General features: G+C 44.9%; 16 protein-coding genes. 9 read left to right on the top strand and 7 right to left on the bottom strand.

The window, feature by feature from the left end:
• Window positions 1-78: 78 nt before the first annotated feature.
• The 4 genes from RGE70_RS01895 to RGE70_RS01880 all read right to left on the bottom strand — a co-directional run bounded on the left by RGE70_RS01895 (window position 79) and on the right by RGE70_RS01880 (window position 2,979).
• Window positions 79-921, bottom strand: a complete 843-nt coding sequence (locus RGE70_RS01895; RefSeq protein WP_310469869.1) for a fimbrial biogenesis chaperone — start codon at window positions 919-921, stop codon at window positions 79-81.
• 77 nt (window positions 922-998) lie between these two features.
• Window positions 999-1,460: a DUF4402 domain-containing protein gene (locus RGE70_RS01890; RefSeq protein WP_310469868.1), complete on the bottom strand. Its 462-nt coding sequence runs from the start codon at window positions 1,458-1,460 to the stop codon at window positions 999-1,001.
• A gap of 55 nt (window positions 1,461-1,515) precedes the next feature.
• Window positions 1,516-2,124 carry a DUF4402 domain-containing protein gene (locus RGE70_RS01885; RefSeq protein WP_310469867.1) on the bottom strand — a complete coding sequence of 203 codons (609 nt, stop codon included), beginning with the start codon at window positions 2,122-2,124 and terminating at the stop codon, window positions 1,516-1,518.
• A 192-nt stretch (window positions 2,125-2,316) separates the two neighbouring features.
• The gene (locus RGE70_RS01880; protein WP_310469866.1) at window positions 2,317-2,979 is read right to left on the bottom strand and encodes a hypothetical protein; all 663 of its coding nucleotides are present in this window, start codon (window positions 2,977-2,979) and stop codon (window positions 2,317-2,319) included.
• Between the two features lie 569 nt (window positions 2,980-3,548).
• Here RGE70_RS01880 and RGE70_RS01875 point away from each other — a divergent pair.
• Entirely contained in the window at window positions 3,549-3,770 is a 222-nt protein-coding gene (locus tag RGE70_RS01875) for a TIGR02450 family Trp-rich protein (RefSeq protein ID WP_310469865.1), read from the top strand.
• 109 nt (window positions 3,771-3,879) lie between these two features.
• Here the strand turns inward: RGE70_RS01875 and RGE70_RS01870 are convergent, their stop codons facing one another.
• On the bottom strand, window positions 3,880-4,023 hold the full coding sequence (locus tag RGE70_RS01870; protein ID WP_310469864.1) for a hypothetical protein: 144 nt from the start codon (window positions 4,021-4,023) through the stop codon (window positions 3,880-3,882).
• 109 nt (window positions 4,024-4,132) lie between these two features.
• On the opposite strand from RGE70_RS01870, the gene RGE70_RS01865 reads away from it, so the two are divergent.
• Window positions 4,133-5,023 carry a LysR family transcriptional regulator gene (locus RGE70_RS01865; RefSeq protein ID WP_310469863.1) on the top strand — a complete coding sequence of 297 codons (891 nt, stop codon included), beginning with the start codon at window positions 4,133-4,135 and terminating at the stop codon, window positions 5,021-5,023.
• 123 nt (window positions 5,024-5,146) lie between these two features.
• Here the strand turns inward: RGE70_RS01865 and RGE70_RS01860 are convergent, their stop codons facing one another.
• Window positions 5,147-9,697: an ATP-binding protein gene (locus RGE70_RS01860; protein WP_310469862.1), complete on the bottom strand. Its 4,551-nt coding sequence runs from the start codon at window positions 9,695-9,697 to the stop codon at window positions 5,147-5,149.
• A 122-nt stretch (window positions 9,698-9,819) separates the two neighbouring features.
• Between RGE70_RS01860 and RGE70_RS01855 the strand changes: the two genes are divergently transcribed.
• Window positions 9,820-10,731 carry a LysR family transcriptional regulator gene (locus RGE70_RS01855; protein WP_310469861.1) on the top strand — a complete coding sequence of 304 codons (912 nt, stop codon included), beginning with the start codon at window positions 9,820-9,822 and terminating at the stop codon, window positions 10,729-10,731.
• Window positions 10,732-10,801: 70 nt separating this feature from the next.
• On the opposite strand, the gene RGE70_RS01850 is transcribed toward RGE70_RS01855, so the two are convergent.
• The gene (locus RGE70_RS01850) at window positions 10,802-11,626 is read right to left on the bottom strand and encodes a penicillin-binding transpeptidase domain-containing protein (protein ID WP_310469860.1); all 825 of its coding nucleotides are present in this window, start codon (window positions 11,624-11,626) and stop codon (window positions 10,802-10,804) included.
• A gap of 293 nt (window positions 11,627-11,919) precedes the next feature.
• On the opposite strand from RGE70_RS01850, the gene RGE70_RS01845 reads away from it, so the two are divergent.
• The 6 genes from RGE70_RS01845 to RGE70_RS01820 all read left to right on the top strand — a co-directional run bounded on the left by RGE70_RS01845 (window position 11,920) and on the right by RGE70_RS01820 (window position 17,771).
• Complete coding sequence (locus RGE70_RS01845; RefSeq protein WP_310469859.1) at window positions 11,920-13,080, top strand: PA0049 C-terminal domain-containing protein; 1,161 nt, start codon at window positions 11,920-11,922, stop codon at window positions 13,078-13,080.
• A 133-nt stretch (window positions 13,081-13,213) separates the two neighbouring features.
• Window positions 13,214-13,777, top strand: a complete 564-nt coding sequence (locus RGE70_RS01840) for a SprT family zinc-dependent metalloprotease (RefSeq protein WP_310469858.1) — start codon at window positions 13,214-13,216, stop codon at window positions 13,775-13,777.
• A gap of 148 nt (window positions 13,778-13,925) precedes the next feature.
• The gene (locus RGE70_RS01835) at window positions 13,926-14,630 is read left to right on the top strand and encodes an endonuclease (RefSeq protein ID WP_310472890.1); all 705 of its coding nucleotides are present in this window, start codon (window positions 13,926-13,928) and stop codon (window positions 14,628-14,630) included.
• A gap of 14 nt (window positions 14,631-14,644) precedes the next feature.
• A complete protein-coding gene (rsmE, locus tag RGE70_RS01830) occupies window positions 14,645-15,376 on the top strand; it encodes a 16S rRNA (uracil(1498)-N(3))-methyltransferase (protein ID WP_310469857.1) in 732 nt (243 codons plus the stop codon).
• Window positions 15,377-15,499: 123 nt separating this feature from the next.
• On the top strand, window positions 15,500-16,450 hold the full coding sequence (gene gshB / locus RGE70_RS01825; protein ID WP_310469856.1) for a glutathione synthase: 951 nt from the start codon (window positions 15,500-15,502) through the stop codon (window positions 16,448-16,450).
• 22 nt (window positions 16,451-16,472) lie between these two features.
• On the top strand, window positions 16,473-17,771 hold the full coding sequence (locus RGE70_RS01820; protein WP_310469855.1) for an alkaline phosphatase: 1,299 nt from the start codon (window positions 16,473-16,475) through the stop codon (window positions 17,769-17,771).
• The last annotated feature ends 32 nt before the right edge of the window (window positions 17,772-17,803 follow it).

Genomic DNA, 17,803 nt, shown 5'->3' with positions numbered 1-17,803 from the left:
AACAGCCATTCAATTTATTTAGCCTCACCAAAGTCAATTTCAATCAGTACACTAGCCATTATTTTCGGCTAACTTAGGTTAAAGCTGGGCGTTAAACATTGCCGGGGTTACTTTAAACTCTCGCTCAGCAAAAATTTGGCCATTAAACTCCTGCTTACCTTCGTACACTATTCGCAAGGTACCGCTTGCAGGGCGAAAATCTTTTTCAATCCAAGCCATTACTTGCGTTGTTTGGCTCAATTCAGGGTAAATATTAACGTTATTTAGCCGCGCCACCACTTTTTCGGCATTGCTACCATCTTGCCAAAAAGCAGTAAGGCTACCAGTGGTTGAGTACTGACCACTGCGGCTCAAATTAACGCTTAATTGGGTTTTTCCGGTATGACTATCAAATGCTAATGTCTTAGAGGCAATCTCAATATGGTGCGTCACTTCCCCCTGCCGAACGACTATCGGCAGGCTATAACTGAGCAGTACATCTAAACGAATCGACATTTCGCCGCTGTCATTATTGTCACGCTTTAGCGGTAGCGCCTCAAACTTTAAATGCGAACGGTATTCACCATCAGCAAGGCCTTTTGGGCGTCTCAACCCTAACCGCACCACCTGCCGCTCTTTTGGTTTTAATGTCACCTGTTTAGGGCTAAAACGTATCATCTCGCTGGCACTGTTATAGGTCATGGCCTCTTGAGCAGAAAGCTCTCTATAACCGCCAGTAGGCATAGCCATTTTTTCTACCCACTTCAACCGGTAAGTTCGCACTTCAGTGCTGGTGTTAATCAATACAATTTCATGCGAACGCTCTCGCCCCTCAAAAGCTAAACGGGTCGGTGACACCAGTAAACTGGCTTGGGCAATATTTAACAGCGAAACCACACACAATACAGCGGCGACGGTCGATTTAAAAAATAGCTTAAACATGATATTGGCTCTTACTCACAAAATGAATGATGCTCAGTCAATGGCTTTTCACTGACGCTAACGCGTTAAATAATGGCTTAGTAGCTTATATCAATATGAAATACAGCTTTGTACGCTGTATTGATATAACGCCCACCATTGCCGGAGGTGGTTAACCTGCCTCCCATTTTAACCCTAGCCATACCCGCACTATCGGTTCTAATACGGCTAGGTATATCTATTTGGTCTAACGTAAACTGCTCTGTGATCCCACTAGTAATGCTGGTCGTTACAGGTAGCATTGGTGTCACCGTTAATGTGCTGTAAGGGATATAGTCAGTAAAAACCAGCTCTGCTGGGTTACCTGGAGTAAGCACCATCACACCGCCACTGGTCACGGTATTTCCATAAGCAGGTACAGTTATGCTACCAACGGTACTGTTATCGGTAATAATGATACTGCCAAACGACAATGGCTCATCGAAATAAAGCTCTGCAACAGCCGGTGAATGACTAAGGATAATGGTAGATAAAGCGGTAAACTTAAAAATATTTTTCATAATAAATCTGGTGGGTTAATGGAAATATCCCCACCAGAATCCACAGCTTTATATCCTAGTAATTTACTTCAATAGCAAATGAACCAGTGTACTCACCGTCAATGTAAGTCCCAGTTGCCGCATCAACATCTGTTGTCAATATGCCACCAAAGTTGAAACTTGCAGCCCCTGTTTCATCAGCAGTTAGAAGACTATTTCCAGACTCGTATGTTTTACCAGCATTTGTACCCGAGGTTATAAATGCATCATCAACTACCAGTGTAAAACCTGGAGTACCTGGAGGCGCTGATGCAGCATCCACATCGATAGGGCCTGTAGGTAAAACAATAGACAAACCAGTGAATGCAGCTACGCCACTAACAGAAACTTCACCAGGCGTACCCGCGGTCAAGATTTGTGCAGATGCATTACCATCAGATGCAGCAATTGGTGCTTTGGCATCATCTGCAAAAACGGTAACTGTTGCTGTATCAGGGTCAGTACCATTGTCATCATTCTTCACTCTGATTTCACCAAAACTAAGAGGCTTATCAATTGTTAGTTCAAAAGTATTTTTCACGGTTACTGACGCAGTTGTTGTTTGTGACTCTGCCAATACAGGAGAAGACGCCGCAACCACTAATGCCAAGCTGACTGCACTGGCTACAATAGACACATTTTTCATTTATAACTCCATTATATATTTTTTGTGTTGTAGGTATGACACTGCAATACGCTTTAATAATATAAAGGTACCACACTTAATTAATGCCGACTCTAACTATCTAATCGGCACGGTAATAATAAACTTTAACGATTAACTCTATTAATTATGAATAACAATGTTAATTAGGGTTAGTTAAATTAATGATGACAATTATAATTGTTCACCCGCATACTTAACCACTGCGCAATACTGGTTGTCAGACTTCATATATTGGCAAATAGCTACTGCATCTTTTTTATTTAAATATGGACCATAAATTAACCTAGAATAATGAACACTAGCTTTTGTAAAACCCACTTTTAATGGTTGGCCAGCACCCAAAATTTTATGGTAACGCGCAAAGTAACGTAACCAACTTGGCATCACATTGGACTGCCGAACAAAAGAAGCTAAATGCACAGCGTACATATTAGCCGGGCTATCTATTGTTACTTTACTAGCTTCTGTTATTGCGCTGCTAGTAAAGCTATCTGCCGCAATGGTGGAATATGCCGGGCCTAATACCTTGCCTTTAGTTGCTTCTTTAGGTTTTGCAGGTAAGTCAGACAACTTACTTAGCTCATTAACCAGCAACTCCAAATCAGCTTCATTATCGATAAGCCTCTGTATTGCAGGCTTTAACCGTTCCCATTCTGCAAGCTTTTCTTGCAGTTGTAGTAGCTGTGAATCACGGTCTAAAGTTGCTGTTTTATCGGTCTCAGCATGACAAGTCGCAACGCAAGCAGCTGCAATAATGCCGCTAAAAATAATAAACTTATAACCTGCAATTAATTGCGCACCAATATAGTTTAATAGCCCGCGTTGGTGTTTCATTAACAAACCCTTTTGAGTGTTTTTTAACCGCTATGAAATTTAATGTTATTAAACCCATTATTAATGGTTTATTTTAGCTTGTTACCATTCACTAGTGTGCATTTATTAACCAACAGCTTTGAAAGTAGTAAATATTTTGACAGCCTAAGCGATTACTAAAAACTGTGCTAAATGCATGCCATAAGTTTAAAATTACACCTAACGAACATTATTAACCAATAAAATGTCTAACGCGTCACATAAAATAGCAAGAAAATAAACCTGCACACATTAAAACCGTGTTTAGAACAAGCAGCGTTAATATTTATTGGCTATATTTAAATCAATAAAGCGTTACAGTTTTAACGCAGCACAATTTTCAACCAAATCTAAAGCGTGTTTACTATTTCCGTATTTAATAACTACGTTGAACCAGAAATATATATATGTAACGACGCAAATACATGAGCTTTATCGCGTTCTAATAGCATTTATAACAGCGTAACAGGTCATTATAGATTAGGGTTTAATTAATTATTGCCATTATTAAAAATTTTGATCTTTATCACCTCACCTACGTAGTAAATAAGATGAATAAAATAAACCCCAAAAAATTACTGCAAAGTAAATGGACGGCACTGCAACCAAAGCAGAAGCAAAAGCACTTTATTGTGGTTGACGTTGAGTTTGATGATGCCGATGCAACAGTTGAAAGCTGCACCCTTGAAGCGGTGTTAACACGGGCACAATACGATATTGATTGGCACGAACTCACCGATGATACTCGGTGGGTATTTGGCTGGAAGTCATAAAACATGACGACGGCGAAGTTAAAAATGCTGTAGATATGTTGTTAGGTAAAGGCGACGGGCTCTGGTTAGCAGGCGGCATATGTTTGCCGCCCATACTTGCCGATGTACCTTAAGTCGTTTGTGTGGTCTCTTTAGTGCACTCGCCAGTAGTCGCTGGCACCTCGTTCGGCTCAGCTTGTTGCAGGGCATTATTCTCAAGTGGCATAGCAGCTAAATATAATGCTTGAGCGAATAAACCTTGAAACGACTTCATAATATGTCCTTGTTACATAAAAAAATTGATTGTGCGATTAAGGTCAAAGTATCTTGCTAGGCGCTATTAGTAAAATGAATAATCCCCATCAACTGTATGCCCTAATAGCATGAACGTTCAGATTAAAAGCCTGCACTGTTTTATTACCCTTATTGAAATGGGTAATTACACTCGCGCAGCTGAAAAATTACACCTAACTCAACCCACACTGAGCAAGCTGATCCAGCGTTTAGAGTCGCATTTATCGCAGCCATTGTTGATCCGCAACAATCAAAAAGTGATCCCCACCGAGGCGGGTAAAGTGCTGGCGGGCAACGCTAAACAAATTGTTGGCCAGTGGCACCGACTGCAAGAAGACCTCAACCGATTAAATGGACTTGAAGTCGGCCAACTTAGGTTAGGTGTTTGCCCGATGATGGGTGAGATGGTCGCCGATTTACTGGGCTGTTACCGCCAGCGATTTCCGGGGATTGAGGTGACAATTATGGAGTTGGGCGGCTATGGTGCAGAGCAAGCACTATTAAACGATACCTTAGATTTAACATTCACGGCACTGCCGACCACCCACAAAGATGAGTTTGACAGCCACAAATTACAGGCTTATCCATTGTTGGCTTGCATGCCAAATACGCATCCGCTAGCCACTGCAAACACACTTAGTTGGGCCGAAATAGAACCGTTCCCGTTTATATTGTATAACGATGACTTTTCGCTGGCTAAGCTGCTATTGCGTTCGAGCAGACAAGCAAATGTTGAACTCAATATTGCGGCGCAAAGTGGCCATTGGGATTTTATGGCGGCCATGGTTGAAGCTGGAATGGGGATAGCAATTTTACCTGAACCTATTTGCGAGAGATTGCGAGCCGATGCCTTTGTGTATCGACCTTTAAGCCCCGCTTTAACATGGGATCTGGCCCTCATTTGGCGGCGAAACTTACCCTTAACCGCCGCAGCGCAGAGCTTTATTACCCTCGCACGTGAATCGGGTGCTAACAGTTAGCTCAAACGGTCTTACTGAGGCAAAAAAATACCCACGCTAGGTGGGTATTTTTATGTCAATTTAGGCTAGAACAATTAGCTTAAATAAGCGCGCTCAACTAAGCGTACTGTTTACACCTTGCTGTTAAACAGGTGACACGACAAACAGTAGCTCGCCTTGCGATACCTGCTGGGCGTTACTGTTAAGAATACGCTCAATACGGTACTGCTGATCTTCAGGGTAAAGTATTGCGTTCTTACGGTTAAAGCCAGCCAGCGTTACCTGCGAGAACATCTTCATCGCTTCTGTAAGCGCTAAAGTTTGGTCTACGGTAACGATATCGCCTTCTTTAACAAAGTCAGCTTCACCCGGCGCTGGAGAGGTATAGAAGATACCAGCACCTTGTGCCATAACCTTAAGCTCATTACTTTCACCCACTCGCAGTGACTCTGTATCAACCCCAACGGTTTCAGCAGCAGCTTCCATCTCAGCGATTAGCTCAGGGATGTCTAGCTCAGCCATAAACCGTGGCAAGTAGTTAGTGTCGTACACGCCTTCTTTAAAGGTGCCATCACTTAGAATACGAGTTAACAATGGAATGTTAGATGCAATGCCTTTAATAACCACTTCATTGGTCAAGTAGTCATGCAACTTATGAATAACGTCTTCACGGCTGTCGCCACGACAAATGATTTGCGCAATCAAGCTATCGTAGTAAGGCGATACTTCTTTACCTTCGCCAGCGATAGAGATGATTTCAATGTCATCACGCTCAGGCATTTTGTATTCAGTAATCAAACCAGGGTTAGGTAGCAACTGTAAAATGCCATTGCTATCTAGTGCGGCTTTTTCAGCTGTTACACGAACTTCCATTGCATAACCAATGCTTTGTGGCTCTAGGTCGGCAATTGAGCGGCCCGCTGCAATATCAAAACCTGCGCTAACAATGTCGATGCCCGATGTAGCTTCGGTTACTGGATGCTCAACCTGCAAACGGGTGTTCATTTCCATAAAGTAGACTTCGTTTGCGTCTAGGTTATAAATGAACTCTACAGTACCAGCCCCCATGTAGTCAGTTGCATCGCCAAGTCGACGTGTGTATTCAAGTACGCGTTGTTTTAGCTCATCAGGCAACATCGTTGACCCTGACTCTTCAACCACTTTTTGGTTATTGCGCTGTACAGAACAATCCCGTAGACCCAGTACCTTAGTGTTACCAAATTGGTCACGTAGCAATTGCACTTCAATATGACGTAGTGAAGTAACATATTTCTCTAAGTAAAGGTCACCATTACCAAATGCGGCAGCCGCTTCAGTCGATGTTTTTTGGAACAGCTCGATCATGTCTTCATAGCGTTCAACAACTTGAATACCTTTACCGCCACCACCTTGTACAGCTTTAAGCAATACTGGGTAGCCAATTTCGCTCGCCACGTTTACCGCTTGCTCGGCGTTAGTCAAAATACCATGACTACCTGGAACTACCGGTACTTCTTGCTCTTGCGAGGTTTTAATTGCGTTCGACTTGTTGCCCATAGTGGTCATGCTGTGCACGCTTGGGCCGACAAAGTTAACGCCGTTATTAACACAAAGTGCAGCAAACTGTGGGCTTTCTGATAAGAAACCAATACCAGGGTGCAATGCGTCAACGTTTTCGTACTCAGCGACTTTTAACACTGAGTAGGCGTTGAGGTAACTTTCATCAGAAGTGTTACCACCAATACAAACTAGCTTGTCGTTAACTTTTAGCATGTCAGCCGGTACCGATGTCATATCCGGATCTGAGGCCACTAACACCACATTAATCTTGTTGTCGTGTGCTTTACGAATAAGTTTAACCGCAGTACAACCACGCGCATGCACCAACACTTTATTGATAGGCTTCATCAATGCGCGAGGGTCGTCTTGAATAATCTCATCTGTTTCCACAGCGACTTCAGGCATCAATGTTGATAAAGCATTGTTGATAATCACTTCAACCTTAGCGGTTGGCTTAGGCATTAATGGATCAATACTACTTAACTGATCGTCTAACGTGGTGCTGAATGGGTTTTCAACTAAGCCGGTCATCGCGCCAGGTACTTTTGATAAGTAGTTAGACAGCGTAGAGGTTGATGGCAGGTACGCTGGTACCACCATTTGACCCGCAAACGGCATGTTTGTACCCGACAAGTAGTAAGTTTGCACTAATGGATGAGTTACAAAACTTGCTTGTGCACCACCGGTACAGTCGCCGTAACCAAACATCAGTACGGGTAATTCGTTATCGCGAATAAAGCGGGTAATACGGTCGTTAACTACCGCCATAGAGAATAGCGCTGCAGCACCTTCTTTAGTCTGCATACCACCTGAACTGATAAAACAGATCACCGGTAACTTACGCTTGGCACATTCAATAAGTAGTGCACTGAATTTTTCAGCTGCTGCCATATCAAACGCACCCGCTTGGAATGCCGTATTTGATACTGCAACACCGACGCGCATTGGTGTGCCGTCGCTGTCAAAATCTGCCAGACCGGTAATTAAACCACACGGACGAATACCTTTATCAAGGGCATCTTCAATCGATAAGCGGAAACCTGGGAAGTTAAGCAAGTTGGCTGAAATTTTGTCGCCGTTAATTTCTTCAAACTCAGAGAAGAACTTACCGATAATGGCGTCCCAACCCATTTTGCCTGCACGCTTTTCATCACGCAGTACTTTTTGGATTAACAGATCTTGGTAACCCATGGTCAAGCGGTTCCAGAAATCTTTACGACGACCAATACGAACCGGGTTAATGGCACCAGTGTAGTCGCTGCTTTCTTCTTCACTAGCAAAGTACTCTGGCAGTAGGCGCTCGAAGAAGTAAGTCAAAATAACAAACAGACTATTGTTCAACTGTGGGAAACCAACACTTTTCCACTGCTCGGTTCGAGTCAGTAGTTCAGCGCGGTTTGACTGCGACATAAAGTACTTAAGCCAGTTGTAGAACTTGGTTTTGTCGTTAGCCACATCTTGGGTCGATAGCGCTCTATCGATTGAATCGTGAAGCAAGTTATCAACTGAGCTACGTGACAAGCTTTTAGACATCATGGCTTCTTTTGCGATAGACGCCAAGTTACCGACCACGTTGTCGTATAGGGCGTTAAACACCAAAATGTTGTGACATTGCCAAATAAAGTCTTCACGCAGCTCGTCATGAATAATGACATCCAATACCGTCAGTTGATTAAGCTCAGGCCAATCGGCTTGGGTCACTTCTGATGGCAAGGTTTCAAGGTAGCGAATTAGCCCCTTAAAGTTGTTTTCGGCATTGCCTTTCCAGCGGTGGAATAGCGACCAGCTGACGTTGAAGATAAGCGCTTTGCGGGCTTTATCGTAATTCTCTTTTGGTTCACCTAAGATTAAGCGAGTTAGCATGTTCCGTTCAGTAGAAACATCATCACGCTTAGCAATAAAGTTACCCCAAAGTTTGTTCAACTCCTCGTCGTATACGAGTTTGTCAGGGCTTGATAACCATGACTGGAATACTTTGTCTTGCTCTTGCTGAATACGCGCTAGCAAATCACCTTCAGGTACACTGACCTTAGATAAACGACCATATTGATCTTGCGAGATTGAATGAATACGGCTACGCAATGTTAAGTAACGTAAGTAGCGGTAAGTACTACCAAACAAGTTCAAATGCATGGTTGGGTTGTTAGCAACAGCCAGCTCTGCATTGACTTCTAGTGCGGCTAAATTGGTCGACGGCTCTAAAAAGCGCGCCAAGCTGCGGTCATAATGCTCACGTAAATCATCAGACTCACGTACAAACTGCACAGCGGCGTTTTCTACCGCTTCAACACTGCTAATAATAGCGCGGCGTAAGTTATGTTGGCGCTCATCTTTATCTGACGGCGAAAAATCAACAATACCGTCAATACAACCTGATGTGTAAAGCTCTTCTGGCGATACCCCAACTGATTTAGCACATTCTTGCCATGATAGGTTGTACTTACGGGCAATGCTTTGTAAGCCTTGAGGCTGGATCGTATTAAAAATACCGTCGCGCAATGACAACAAGATATTCGCTGCCGCCAACGGAATGGCACCACCAGAATAACCGGCACCAATAACAATACCCACGGTTGGTACGTCAACGTTGGCACTTTCAGCAATCGCTTTAGAAATAGAATGTGCTTGGTTTTGGCTATTTGCTATTTCGCCGGCATCAGCACCGGGAGTGTCGATAAGATAAATGATTGGCATCGACAATTCAGCAAAGTGGCGAATCGCCTTACAACACGCTAAATGATGCTCTGGCATCCACGCGCCGTTAGCTGTAGTACGCTCTTGAGCGATAAAACCAATACGGCGGGTGCGAGAACCAAAGTTCAGCTCAACCTCTGCACTATAAAAAGCGCCAATATGGGTTTCGGTAATTAGCTTACCTTTTAAGTCCGCAATGATGCGCTTAGCACCTGGGCGGTTTTTGTCTTGTGTTGGTTGGATCACCTTAGTGACATAACCGTCGACGTCTAATCCGGCAAGTTCGTTTAAATTGGCTTGGATTTCATCATCACCAAGAAGACCTTTGATCTCCTCAGATAAAGTTTGCTTACTGTGCTCTGGAAACAGAGAAAAGTCTTTTGCCAACTGCTCAGCTTTTAAAAAAAGCGGATCGGCAGTTTGAGCTTGAGTCGTGTTAACGGGCTGATTCTTGCTGGTCATCGAAAGATCCTCTGCTTTGAGCCTCTGAGTTTTTTAGCCAGTAAATATAACTTTGTTATCTAGTCAATTGCTATTAAACTGTACAAGACGCTTTGTTCCATATTTGAGACAGTGAAGATAACATGCCAGATTTAAACGGTATGATGCTGTTTGCAGCGGTGGTTAGAGCCAATGGGTTCACCCAAGCCGCGCGCGAAACAGGCATGCCAAAATCCACTATTAGCCGTAAAGTCGCCCAGCTTGAAGAGCAGCTAGGCGTGCGCCTTTTACAACGCGATACACGCAACCTAAGCCTGACTCAGGTAGGTGCGCTTTTTTTTCAGCACTGCACTAGTATAAGTGATGAAATTGAAGCAGCCAAAGCAACCATTGAGAACACCCACAACGATGTGTCGGGTTCGCTGCGGGTGGCAATTCCGGTCTCGTTTAGCCAAGAATTGGTCGCCAGTTTGTGTAGCGGCTTTTTACGACTTTACCCGAATGTAGAGCTCGACGTGCAATTTACCGACAACGATGTTGGATTAGTTGGCGAAGGCTACGACATAGCCATTAAGTATGGACCACTGCAATCAAGTGATTTGGTGGCACGCTTGCTGTTTGAACGCCAACCTATATTGGTTGCTAGCCCTGGCTATTTAAAAAATCACGGTACGCCAGCTAACCCCCAAGAGCTGGCACAACACAGTGGCATTTTACTGGGAACGTCGCGGTCGGCACCGATTTGGCCATTGGGTAAAGGGGCGCGAAAAACCATGGTTAACTTTAAGCGTAAAGTCAGGGTCAATAGCGCCGTGATGGTTAAGCAGTTAGTCATGGATGATTTTGGCATTGCCATGCTGTCTAATTCAGTATGTAAAAACGAGCTAGCAAGTGGGTCGTTAGTGCCAATTTTGCAAGAGTGGCCAATGGAGGCTTTTAAGGTTTACGGGGTTTATTCAAGCCGTCGCCAGCTCGCAACCAATATCAGTGTGTTTTTAGACTTCTTTAATAAACGCTTTACCAGCCAAGAGTCATTGCAGTCGTTAATGGGCTGATTTTTTGCAAGCAGCTATCAAAGGTGGCAATAGCACTGGTTAGTGCTATAAAGCCTTAGCGGCTTTATATTTACACTTGGATCAGCTGCTCTTGTAATAAAACAGCCTTGACGATGGCTTGCCCAAGCGAAGCTTGCTGCATACTCGCCATATCAATATTAAGCGCAAAAAACACCGTATTGTTATTTTGCTCGACCCAACCAATCCACCAGCCAACGCCTTTGAGCGTGTCACCGCCGTAACCTGCGGCAGCATAAAGCGCATATGATTCACTAGAGTCGGTTTGCATAAGTTGTTTTATTAGCGCTTGGGAGTGCAAGCTTAGCGGTAACGTGTTGCTATGTAGCCGATGCAAAAACTGGATTTGCTCAATCGCGCTAATGCGCAAATCGCCCGCCAGCCAAAACCGAGGAAAGCCACCACTTATCGATTGATTGCCGTAATCGATGTACGCCAACATATTTGCCATACGTTGTTTATCTATGTTGCTGGCGATATGCTCAAACACTGGTACCTGCGAGCTTTTAAAAGCGCCAGTAAAACTCTGGTTTGGCTCCCAAGGCAATGGCAGATCAACATCTTTCACGACGCCTAACTCCAACGCAATAAGCCCATTAGCAATGTTAAAAGTCGACGCAGGCACGTAGCCACTATTGGCACGTTGTAGATTACTACTTCGTAAGGTTTGCTTGGCCACGTCAAACAACACTAAAACCCCATCAACACTCTCAATACCGTGCTCAGTAAAAACCGACTGCCAATTGCTAGCGGGTTGCATCGCGATATGTTTTGAGCCGAGCTGAACCTGTCCGCCGGAACCTGTAACGCTGGCATCAACGATTAATGCGGTAACTCCCAGCAGCCCCAAAAAGCCAAACAACAAAACTTTACCCATGATGAGTCACTCCTACTAGGCTCAATTTTTACTCTTGAGTACTGTTAACGGTGCTCATGCCCCGTTGCTATTGACGATAATAGCGGGTTCAAGCTGAAACTTTATGGCGATACCAAGATCAATTGTGGCCAAAAAAAGGCAATATCTATGTTGCGGCACCGTGAGCTGTTCGCTTTTAATACAGCAGTCACTAAGGCATACTCGAAATAATTATCTAAGACCTTAAGAACGTTATTCTTTAAGGTAAATTAGCCTCGCTAAGCTGGCAGTATTTAATCAGAAAGGATCTTGCAATGAAAACACCTAGCATGGCGCTAATCACCTCAACATTGTTGATGGGGCTATTTTCTCATTCAGCGATTGCCCAACTCGATGTTGAAGAAGCACGTTTACCCACGGCAATTGAAGCAATGCCGAACGTCGTTAACCGTTACCAGCCTTTAATTGCCGACGTATCTAAGCAATACGCTCAACAGTCTGACGAGTTAAACATCACCCAAATGATTGCGGCGCAAGGGCTGCGCTTATGGCAGCGAGCAGTCAATGATGTGCAAACAGGTCATATTGACGATCGCGCTCTGTATTGGAGTCGCCTTGCCATTCGTGACGTACTAAAAACGCAACAACCTAACTTCAACATGAGTGCCTGGCAGCGTGATGTTCTGATCACCGCTATCGAAAAAAACTCCCGCGGTTTAAGTGACGTAAAGTTTAATGACGACGCCCATATTAAAATCCTATTGACCGGTTTTGACCCATTTTTCCTCGACCGACATATCGACCAAAGTAACCCATCGGGCTTAGTTGCGCTGGCATTAGACGGTTACCGCTTTAAAGTTAATGGAAAGCAGGTTCAAATAGAAACAGCAATGATCCCCGTGCGTTTTGCTGACTTTGATAACGGCTTAATCGAATCGTTATTGACGCCAATTTATCGCGATAACAGTGCCGACATGATTTTTACCGTGAGTATGGGTAGAGACCAATTTGATATTGAACGCTTTCCGGGTCGTAATCGCAGCGCGGCAGCGCCCGACAACCTCAATGTGCTAACCGGAGCGAATAAGCAAGCACCTATCGCTCCGTTATTTAACGGCAGTGCGCTAAAGGGGCCTGAATTTGTTGAGTTTTCATTGCCAATTGCCGCAATGCAAACCGCTAAAGGGCCATGGCAGATCAACGACAATCATACGGTGTCAACGTTAGCTAAAGGTGAGTTTCAGGCAACGTCATTGAGTCAATTGCAAAACGCAACATCGGTTGAAGGCTCTGGTGGCGGCTACTTGTCGAACGAAATTTCTTATCGGGCTATTTTGCTGCAAAACAACTTTAACAGCCGTATTCCGGTGGGGCACATTCACACACCGCGCATCGCTGCTTATAACGAGCAAGTTGAACGCGATATTGTTGAACAAGTTAAGGCTATGGTCAAAAAGGCGGCCGCAACGCTATAACCATCAACGGTAAGCTGCGCGATGTTATCGCGCAGCGCCGCGCAATCCTCGCCATAAGATAACTGGTGTCGCACCCACCGCTGCTGTAACATTCTTGGCAAAATCGACTCTATCACCTAAGTGACCATCGTTAATGTTTAAGTCGCTCACCCCATTTAAATCCAAGCTAAGCTGGCCAGCAAAGCCTGTACACCACCCGGCGGCAACGTTTGCTGATGCGCTGCAACAGAGCGTTGCTACCCAAGTTGAGCGTTGCTACCAGATGGCAGAAACTAAAATGGCGCGCCCATTTCCGCGACCAGAAATTAACTTTAAACTGCGTGGTAAAAGCGCTGGCACTGCCCATTTGCAACTCAACAAGTTACGTTTTAACCCTCTGTTGCTAGCCGATAACCACCAAGCCTTTATTGATGATGTTGTCCCCCATGAGATTTGCCATTTACTCAGCTTTCAGCTGTATGGCAGGGTCAAACCTCACGGGGCTGAATGGCAATATTTAATGCGTCACCTGTATGGCTGCCAACCTCGCACTACCCACAGTTTTAATGTACAAGCAGTGCAAGGTAAAACCTTTGAGTATCACTGTGGTTGCAGCATCGTCAATCTCAGTATCAGGCGACATAACAAAGTCGTTCGCGGTGACGCGCAATACCGTTGCCGCAAGTGCGGCCAGGATTTGCATTACAACAGCAAATAATTCGCAGTTATTTAACCTAGCTCATAGTCCCCATTGCAGTGCTGCCTTACAATCTGCCGCAAACGAACATCAGTTTCGTGCATTACATTATTAGGGATTAAGCTTGAATACAAAGTCATTGGTCGCACTCGCCATCACGCTAAGTGTGATGTGCGCCATACCCGTTACCAGCCACGCCTCGCCAACGCACCCAACCAGTTTTAGTCAGGCCAAGAGATTGGCTAAAAATCTGTATCAAACGGCATTACCTGTTACCAGTTTTTACTGTGGTTGCGACATTAAAATTAATGGTAAAAAATGGCAAACAGACTTTAGCCGCTGTGGTTATCAAGTGCGTAAGCAAGCTAAAAGAGCCGCCAGAATCGAGTGGGAACATGTGGTACCAGCATGGGAGTTTGGCCACCAGCGCCAATGTTGGCAGCAAGGAGGCCGTAAAAACTGCGGTAAAACAGATACCACCTTTAAAAAAATGGAGTCAGATTTACACAACTTGGTGCCCGCTATTGGCGAGGTCAATGGCGACCGTAGTAACTACCGCTTTAGCCAATGGAACGCTGAGCCACAGCAGTATGGCCAATGTGCCATGACCGTCGACTTTAAAAGTCGTAAAGCCGAGCCACCTAGCTACACTAGAGGAAAGATTGCGCGCACATATCTATATATGCAGCAAACTTACGCATTGAAAATATCGAGTAGCCAATTAAAGTTATTTAAAGCATGGGATAAACGCTACCCAGTTGATACTATTGAGTGCAAGCGAGATCAAGAAATTGCAAAAGTGCAAGGTAACCATAACCGCTTTGTACAAGCTCAATGTCGGCAATTAATCTCTGCAACGAATATCGCAGAATAAGGCAAAACAGTACCATGAGAGTTCCAAGAATTTACCAAGCATCTAAGTTGGCTATTAACGAAACCGTGTCATTACACGATGAAGCTGCTGGCCACGTTGGCCGCGTACTTAGAATGGCGCCAGGCGAACAAATTTGTTTATTCAACGGTGACGGCCATAACTACCTTGCTGATATTGTTAGCGCGGGTAAGAAAAACGTCGACGTGAAAATCATCTCTTGTGATATCAATGACAACGAGTCGCCACTGCATTTGCACCTCGGCCAGGTGATCTCTCGTGGCGACCGCATGGACTTTACCATTCAAAAATCTGTAGAACTTGGTGTAAATACCATTACGCCATTATTTTCAGAACGCTGCGGAGTTAAACTCAGTGGCGAACGCTTAGAGAAAAAAATTCAGCAGTGGCAAAAAATCGTGATCAGCGCTTGTGAGCAATCGGGTCGCAGTGTGGTGCCAGTGGTACGCCCAGCAATGCAACTGATGGATTGGTGCGCAGAAGACACCAGCGCCCTTAAACTTAATTTGCACCCACGTGCGTCTCACGGAATTAACGGCTTAACGCTACCCAATAATAAAGTTCGACTGGTTATTGGCCCAGAGGGTGGTTTGTCTGCCACTGAAATTAGCCTAACAGAAACCCACAAGTTTACTGATGTACTACTCGGCCCTAGAGTATTGCGCACCGAAACTGCAGCACTCACCACCATCAGTGCATTGCAGCTAAAATTTGGCGACATAGGCTAAGCTCGCCGTACTTAGTCAGGCACCCAACTTTAGCCGCAACGGTTTGTACTTGGTGCCTGACTAGCAATATTCAGCTTTAGCCCCCATGTTAGCTGTAGGAAACAAAATAAAGGAACACGCACCATGATAAAGCTCGGTATCGTGATGGACCCCATCAGCGAAATAAACATCAAAAAAGACTCAAGTTTTGCCATGTTAATGGCGGCTCAGGCTCGCGGTTATCAACTGTTTTATATGGAAATGCATGATTTAGCGATGCTTAACGGCCAAGCAATGGCAACCATGCGTAAACTAACTGTGCAAGAAGACCCAACGAATTGGTATCAGCTAGAAGAAGCTGTCGACACACCTTTGGCTGATCTTGACGTTATTTTAATGCGCAAAGACCCACCATTTGATACTGAATTTGTGTATTCAACTTACATGCTTGAGCGCGCCGAAGAGCAAGGCACACTTATCGTAAATAAGCCGCAAAGCTTGCGTGATGCCAATGAAAAGTTATTCACAGCTTGGTTCTCTGAGTTTACTCCAGACACTTTAGTGACTCGCGACGAACAGCGCATTCGCGCGTTTTACAAAGAAAAAGGCGACATCATTTTAAAACCGCTCGACGGTATGGGTGGTAGCTCAATTTTCAGAGTAAAGAAAAACGACCCTAACGTCGGTGTGATCATCGAAACCCTGACCAATGAAGGCCAACAGTACGCCATGGCACAGGCTTTTATACCTGATATAACCTCTGGTGATAAACGCATTTTAGTCGTTGATGGCGAGCCGGTTCCGTATTCACTAGCACGTATTCCGCAAAAAGGTGAAACCCGTGGCAACCTAGCTGCCGGCGGACGTGGAGTCGCGCAGCCACTGTCAGAGTCAGACTGGCATATTGCCCGCACCATTGGGCCTGAACTTAAAAAACGCGGCCTGATTTTTGTCGGCCTTGATGTTATCGGCGACAAACTCACTGAAATTAACGTGACCAGCCCAACCTGCATTAAAGAAATAGAAGCGGCCTTTGATGTCGATATTACCGGCATGCTAATGGACGCGATAGAAGCAAGAATCAACAAAAAATAAATAGCTAACCCAAGGATTAGGAATGAATTATAAAAACGCTGTTGCTTTAGTACTTAGTGCCTGCACAATGCTACCGCTTTATGCAAATGCGAATATAACTGAAGCGCCAGCACGACCAAAAAACATGATCATTATGGTAGGTGACGGTATGGGCCCAGCTTATACCAGTGCCTACCGTTATTTTCAGGACAACCCAAGTACAGAAGAGATTGAATCAACCGTATTTGACCGTTTACTCGTTGGCATGGCATCGACCTACCCAGCCCGAGTCAGTGGTTACGTTACCGATTCAGCCGCCTCTGCCACTGCTCTAGCAACCGGCAATAAAAGTTATAACGGCGCGATTGGCGTCGACGTCAATAAACAGCCGCTAACATCCATTATGGAAATGGCTAAATTACGCGGCATGTCAACAGGTGTAGCGGTAACCTCGCAAGTCAATCACGCAACACCCGGCGCCTTTCTGGCCCACAATGAAAGCCGCAAAAACTACGAAGCCATTGCAGAGGGCATACTTGAATCCGATGCCGATGTTATTTTAGGCGGCGGACAAAAATATTTTTCTGAAGAGTTACTGGCTAAGTTTAACGCCAAAGGCTACCAGCATATTACTGAGCTGTCGCAGCTAGAGAGTATCGACAAGCCCAAAGTATTAGGCTTATTTGCTGATGTACAAATGCCTTGGGTGCTCAATTCTCCCGACGCCAACACCTTAAGTAAATTAACCAGTAAAGCATTAGCGCTACTATCTCAAAATGAAAAAGGTTTTGTATTACTGGTTGAAGGCAGCTTGATTGACTGGGCAGGTCACAATAACGACGTTGCCACCGCAATGGCAGAGTTAAACGGCTTTGCCAACGCAATTGAAGTGGTTGAGCAATATGTGCGCCAGCATAAAGATACCTTAATGGTGGTAACAGCAGACCATAACACCGGCGGTTTATCTGTCGGAGCCAATGGCACATACCGCTGGGACACACAGTTACTAAAAGGGATCAGCGCGACGCCAGCCAGCATCGCCAGCAAAGCCGTAGCCACCGATGACTGGCAAGCAGCCGTTAAGCAGCAGCTTGGGTTTGAAGTGAGTGCTGATGAACTGCAAAAGCTGAGTGACGCTCGAGATCAAGACGCTGACGCACTAGAAATCGCACTTAAAAAGCTGATTGATGTACGCAGTTACACCGGTTGGACCACCGGTGGCCACACCGGCGTTGATGTACAGGTTTTTGCCGCTGGCCCTGCTGCGGACTTATTTAAGGGTAACCAAGACAACACCCACATCGCAGAAAAAATGATGAGTTTACTACCTAAACTTAACTAGCAAAATGCGCATAAATGCCACCTATTAAGGCG

Origin of the sequence: Shewanella youngdeokensis (genome assembly GCF_033180165.1) — a bacterium.
Classification (GTDB): Bacteria; Pseudomonadota; Gammaproteobacteria; order Enterobacterales; family Shewanellaceae; genus Shewanella; species Shewanella youngdeokensis.
Note: the sequence above shows the minus strand (reverse complement) of the source record. Positions and strands in the feature narration are given on the sequence as shown.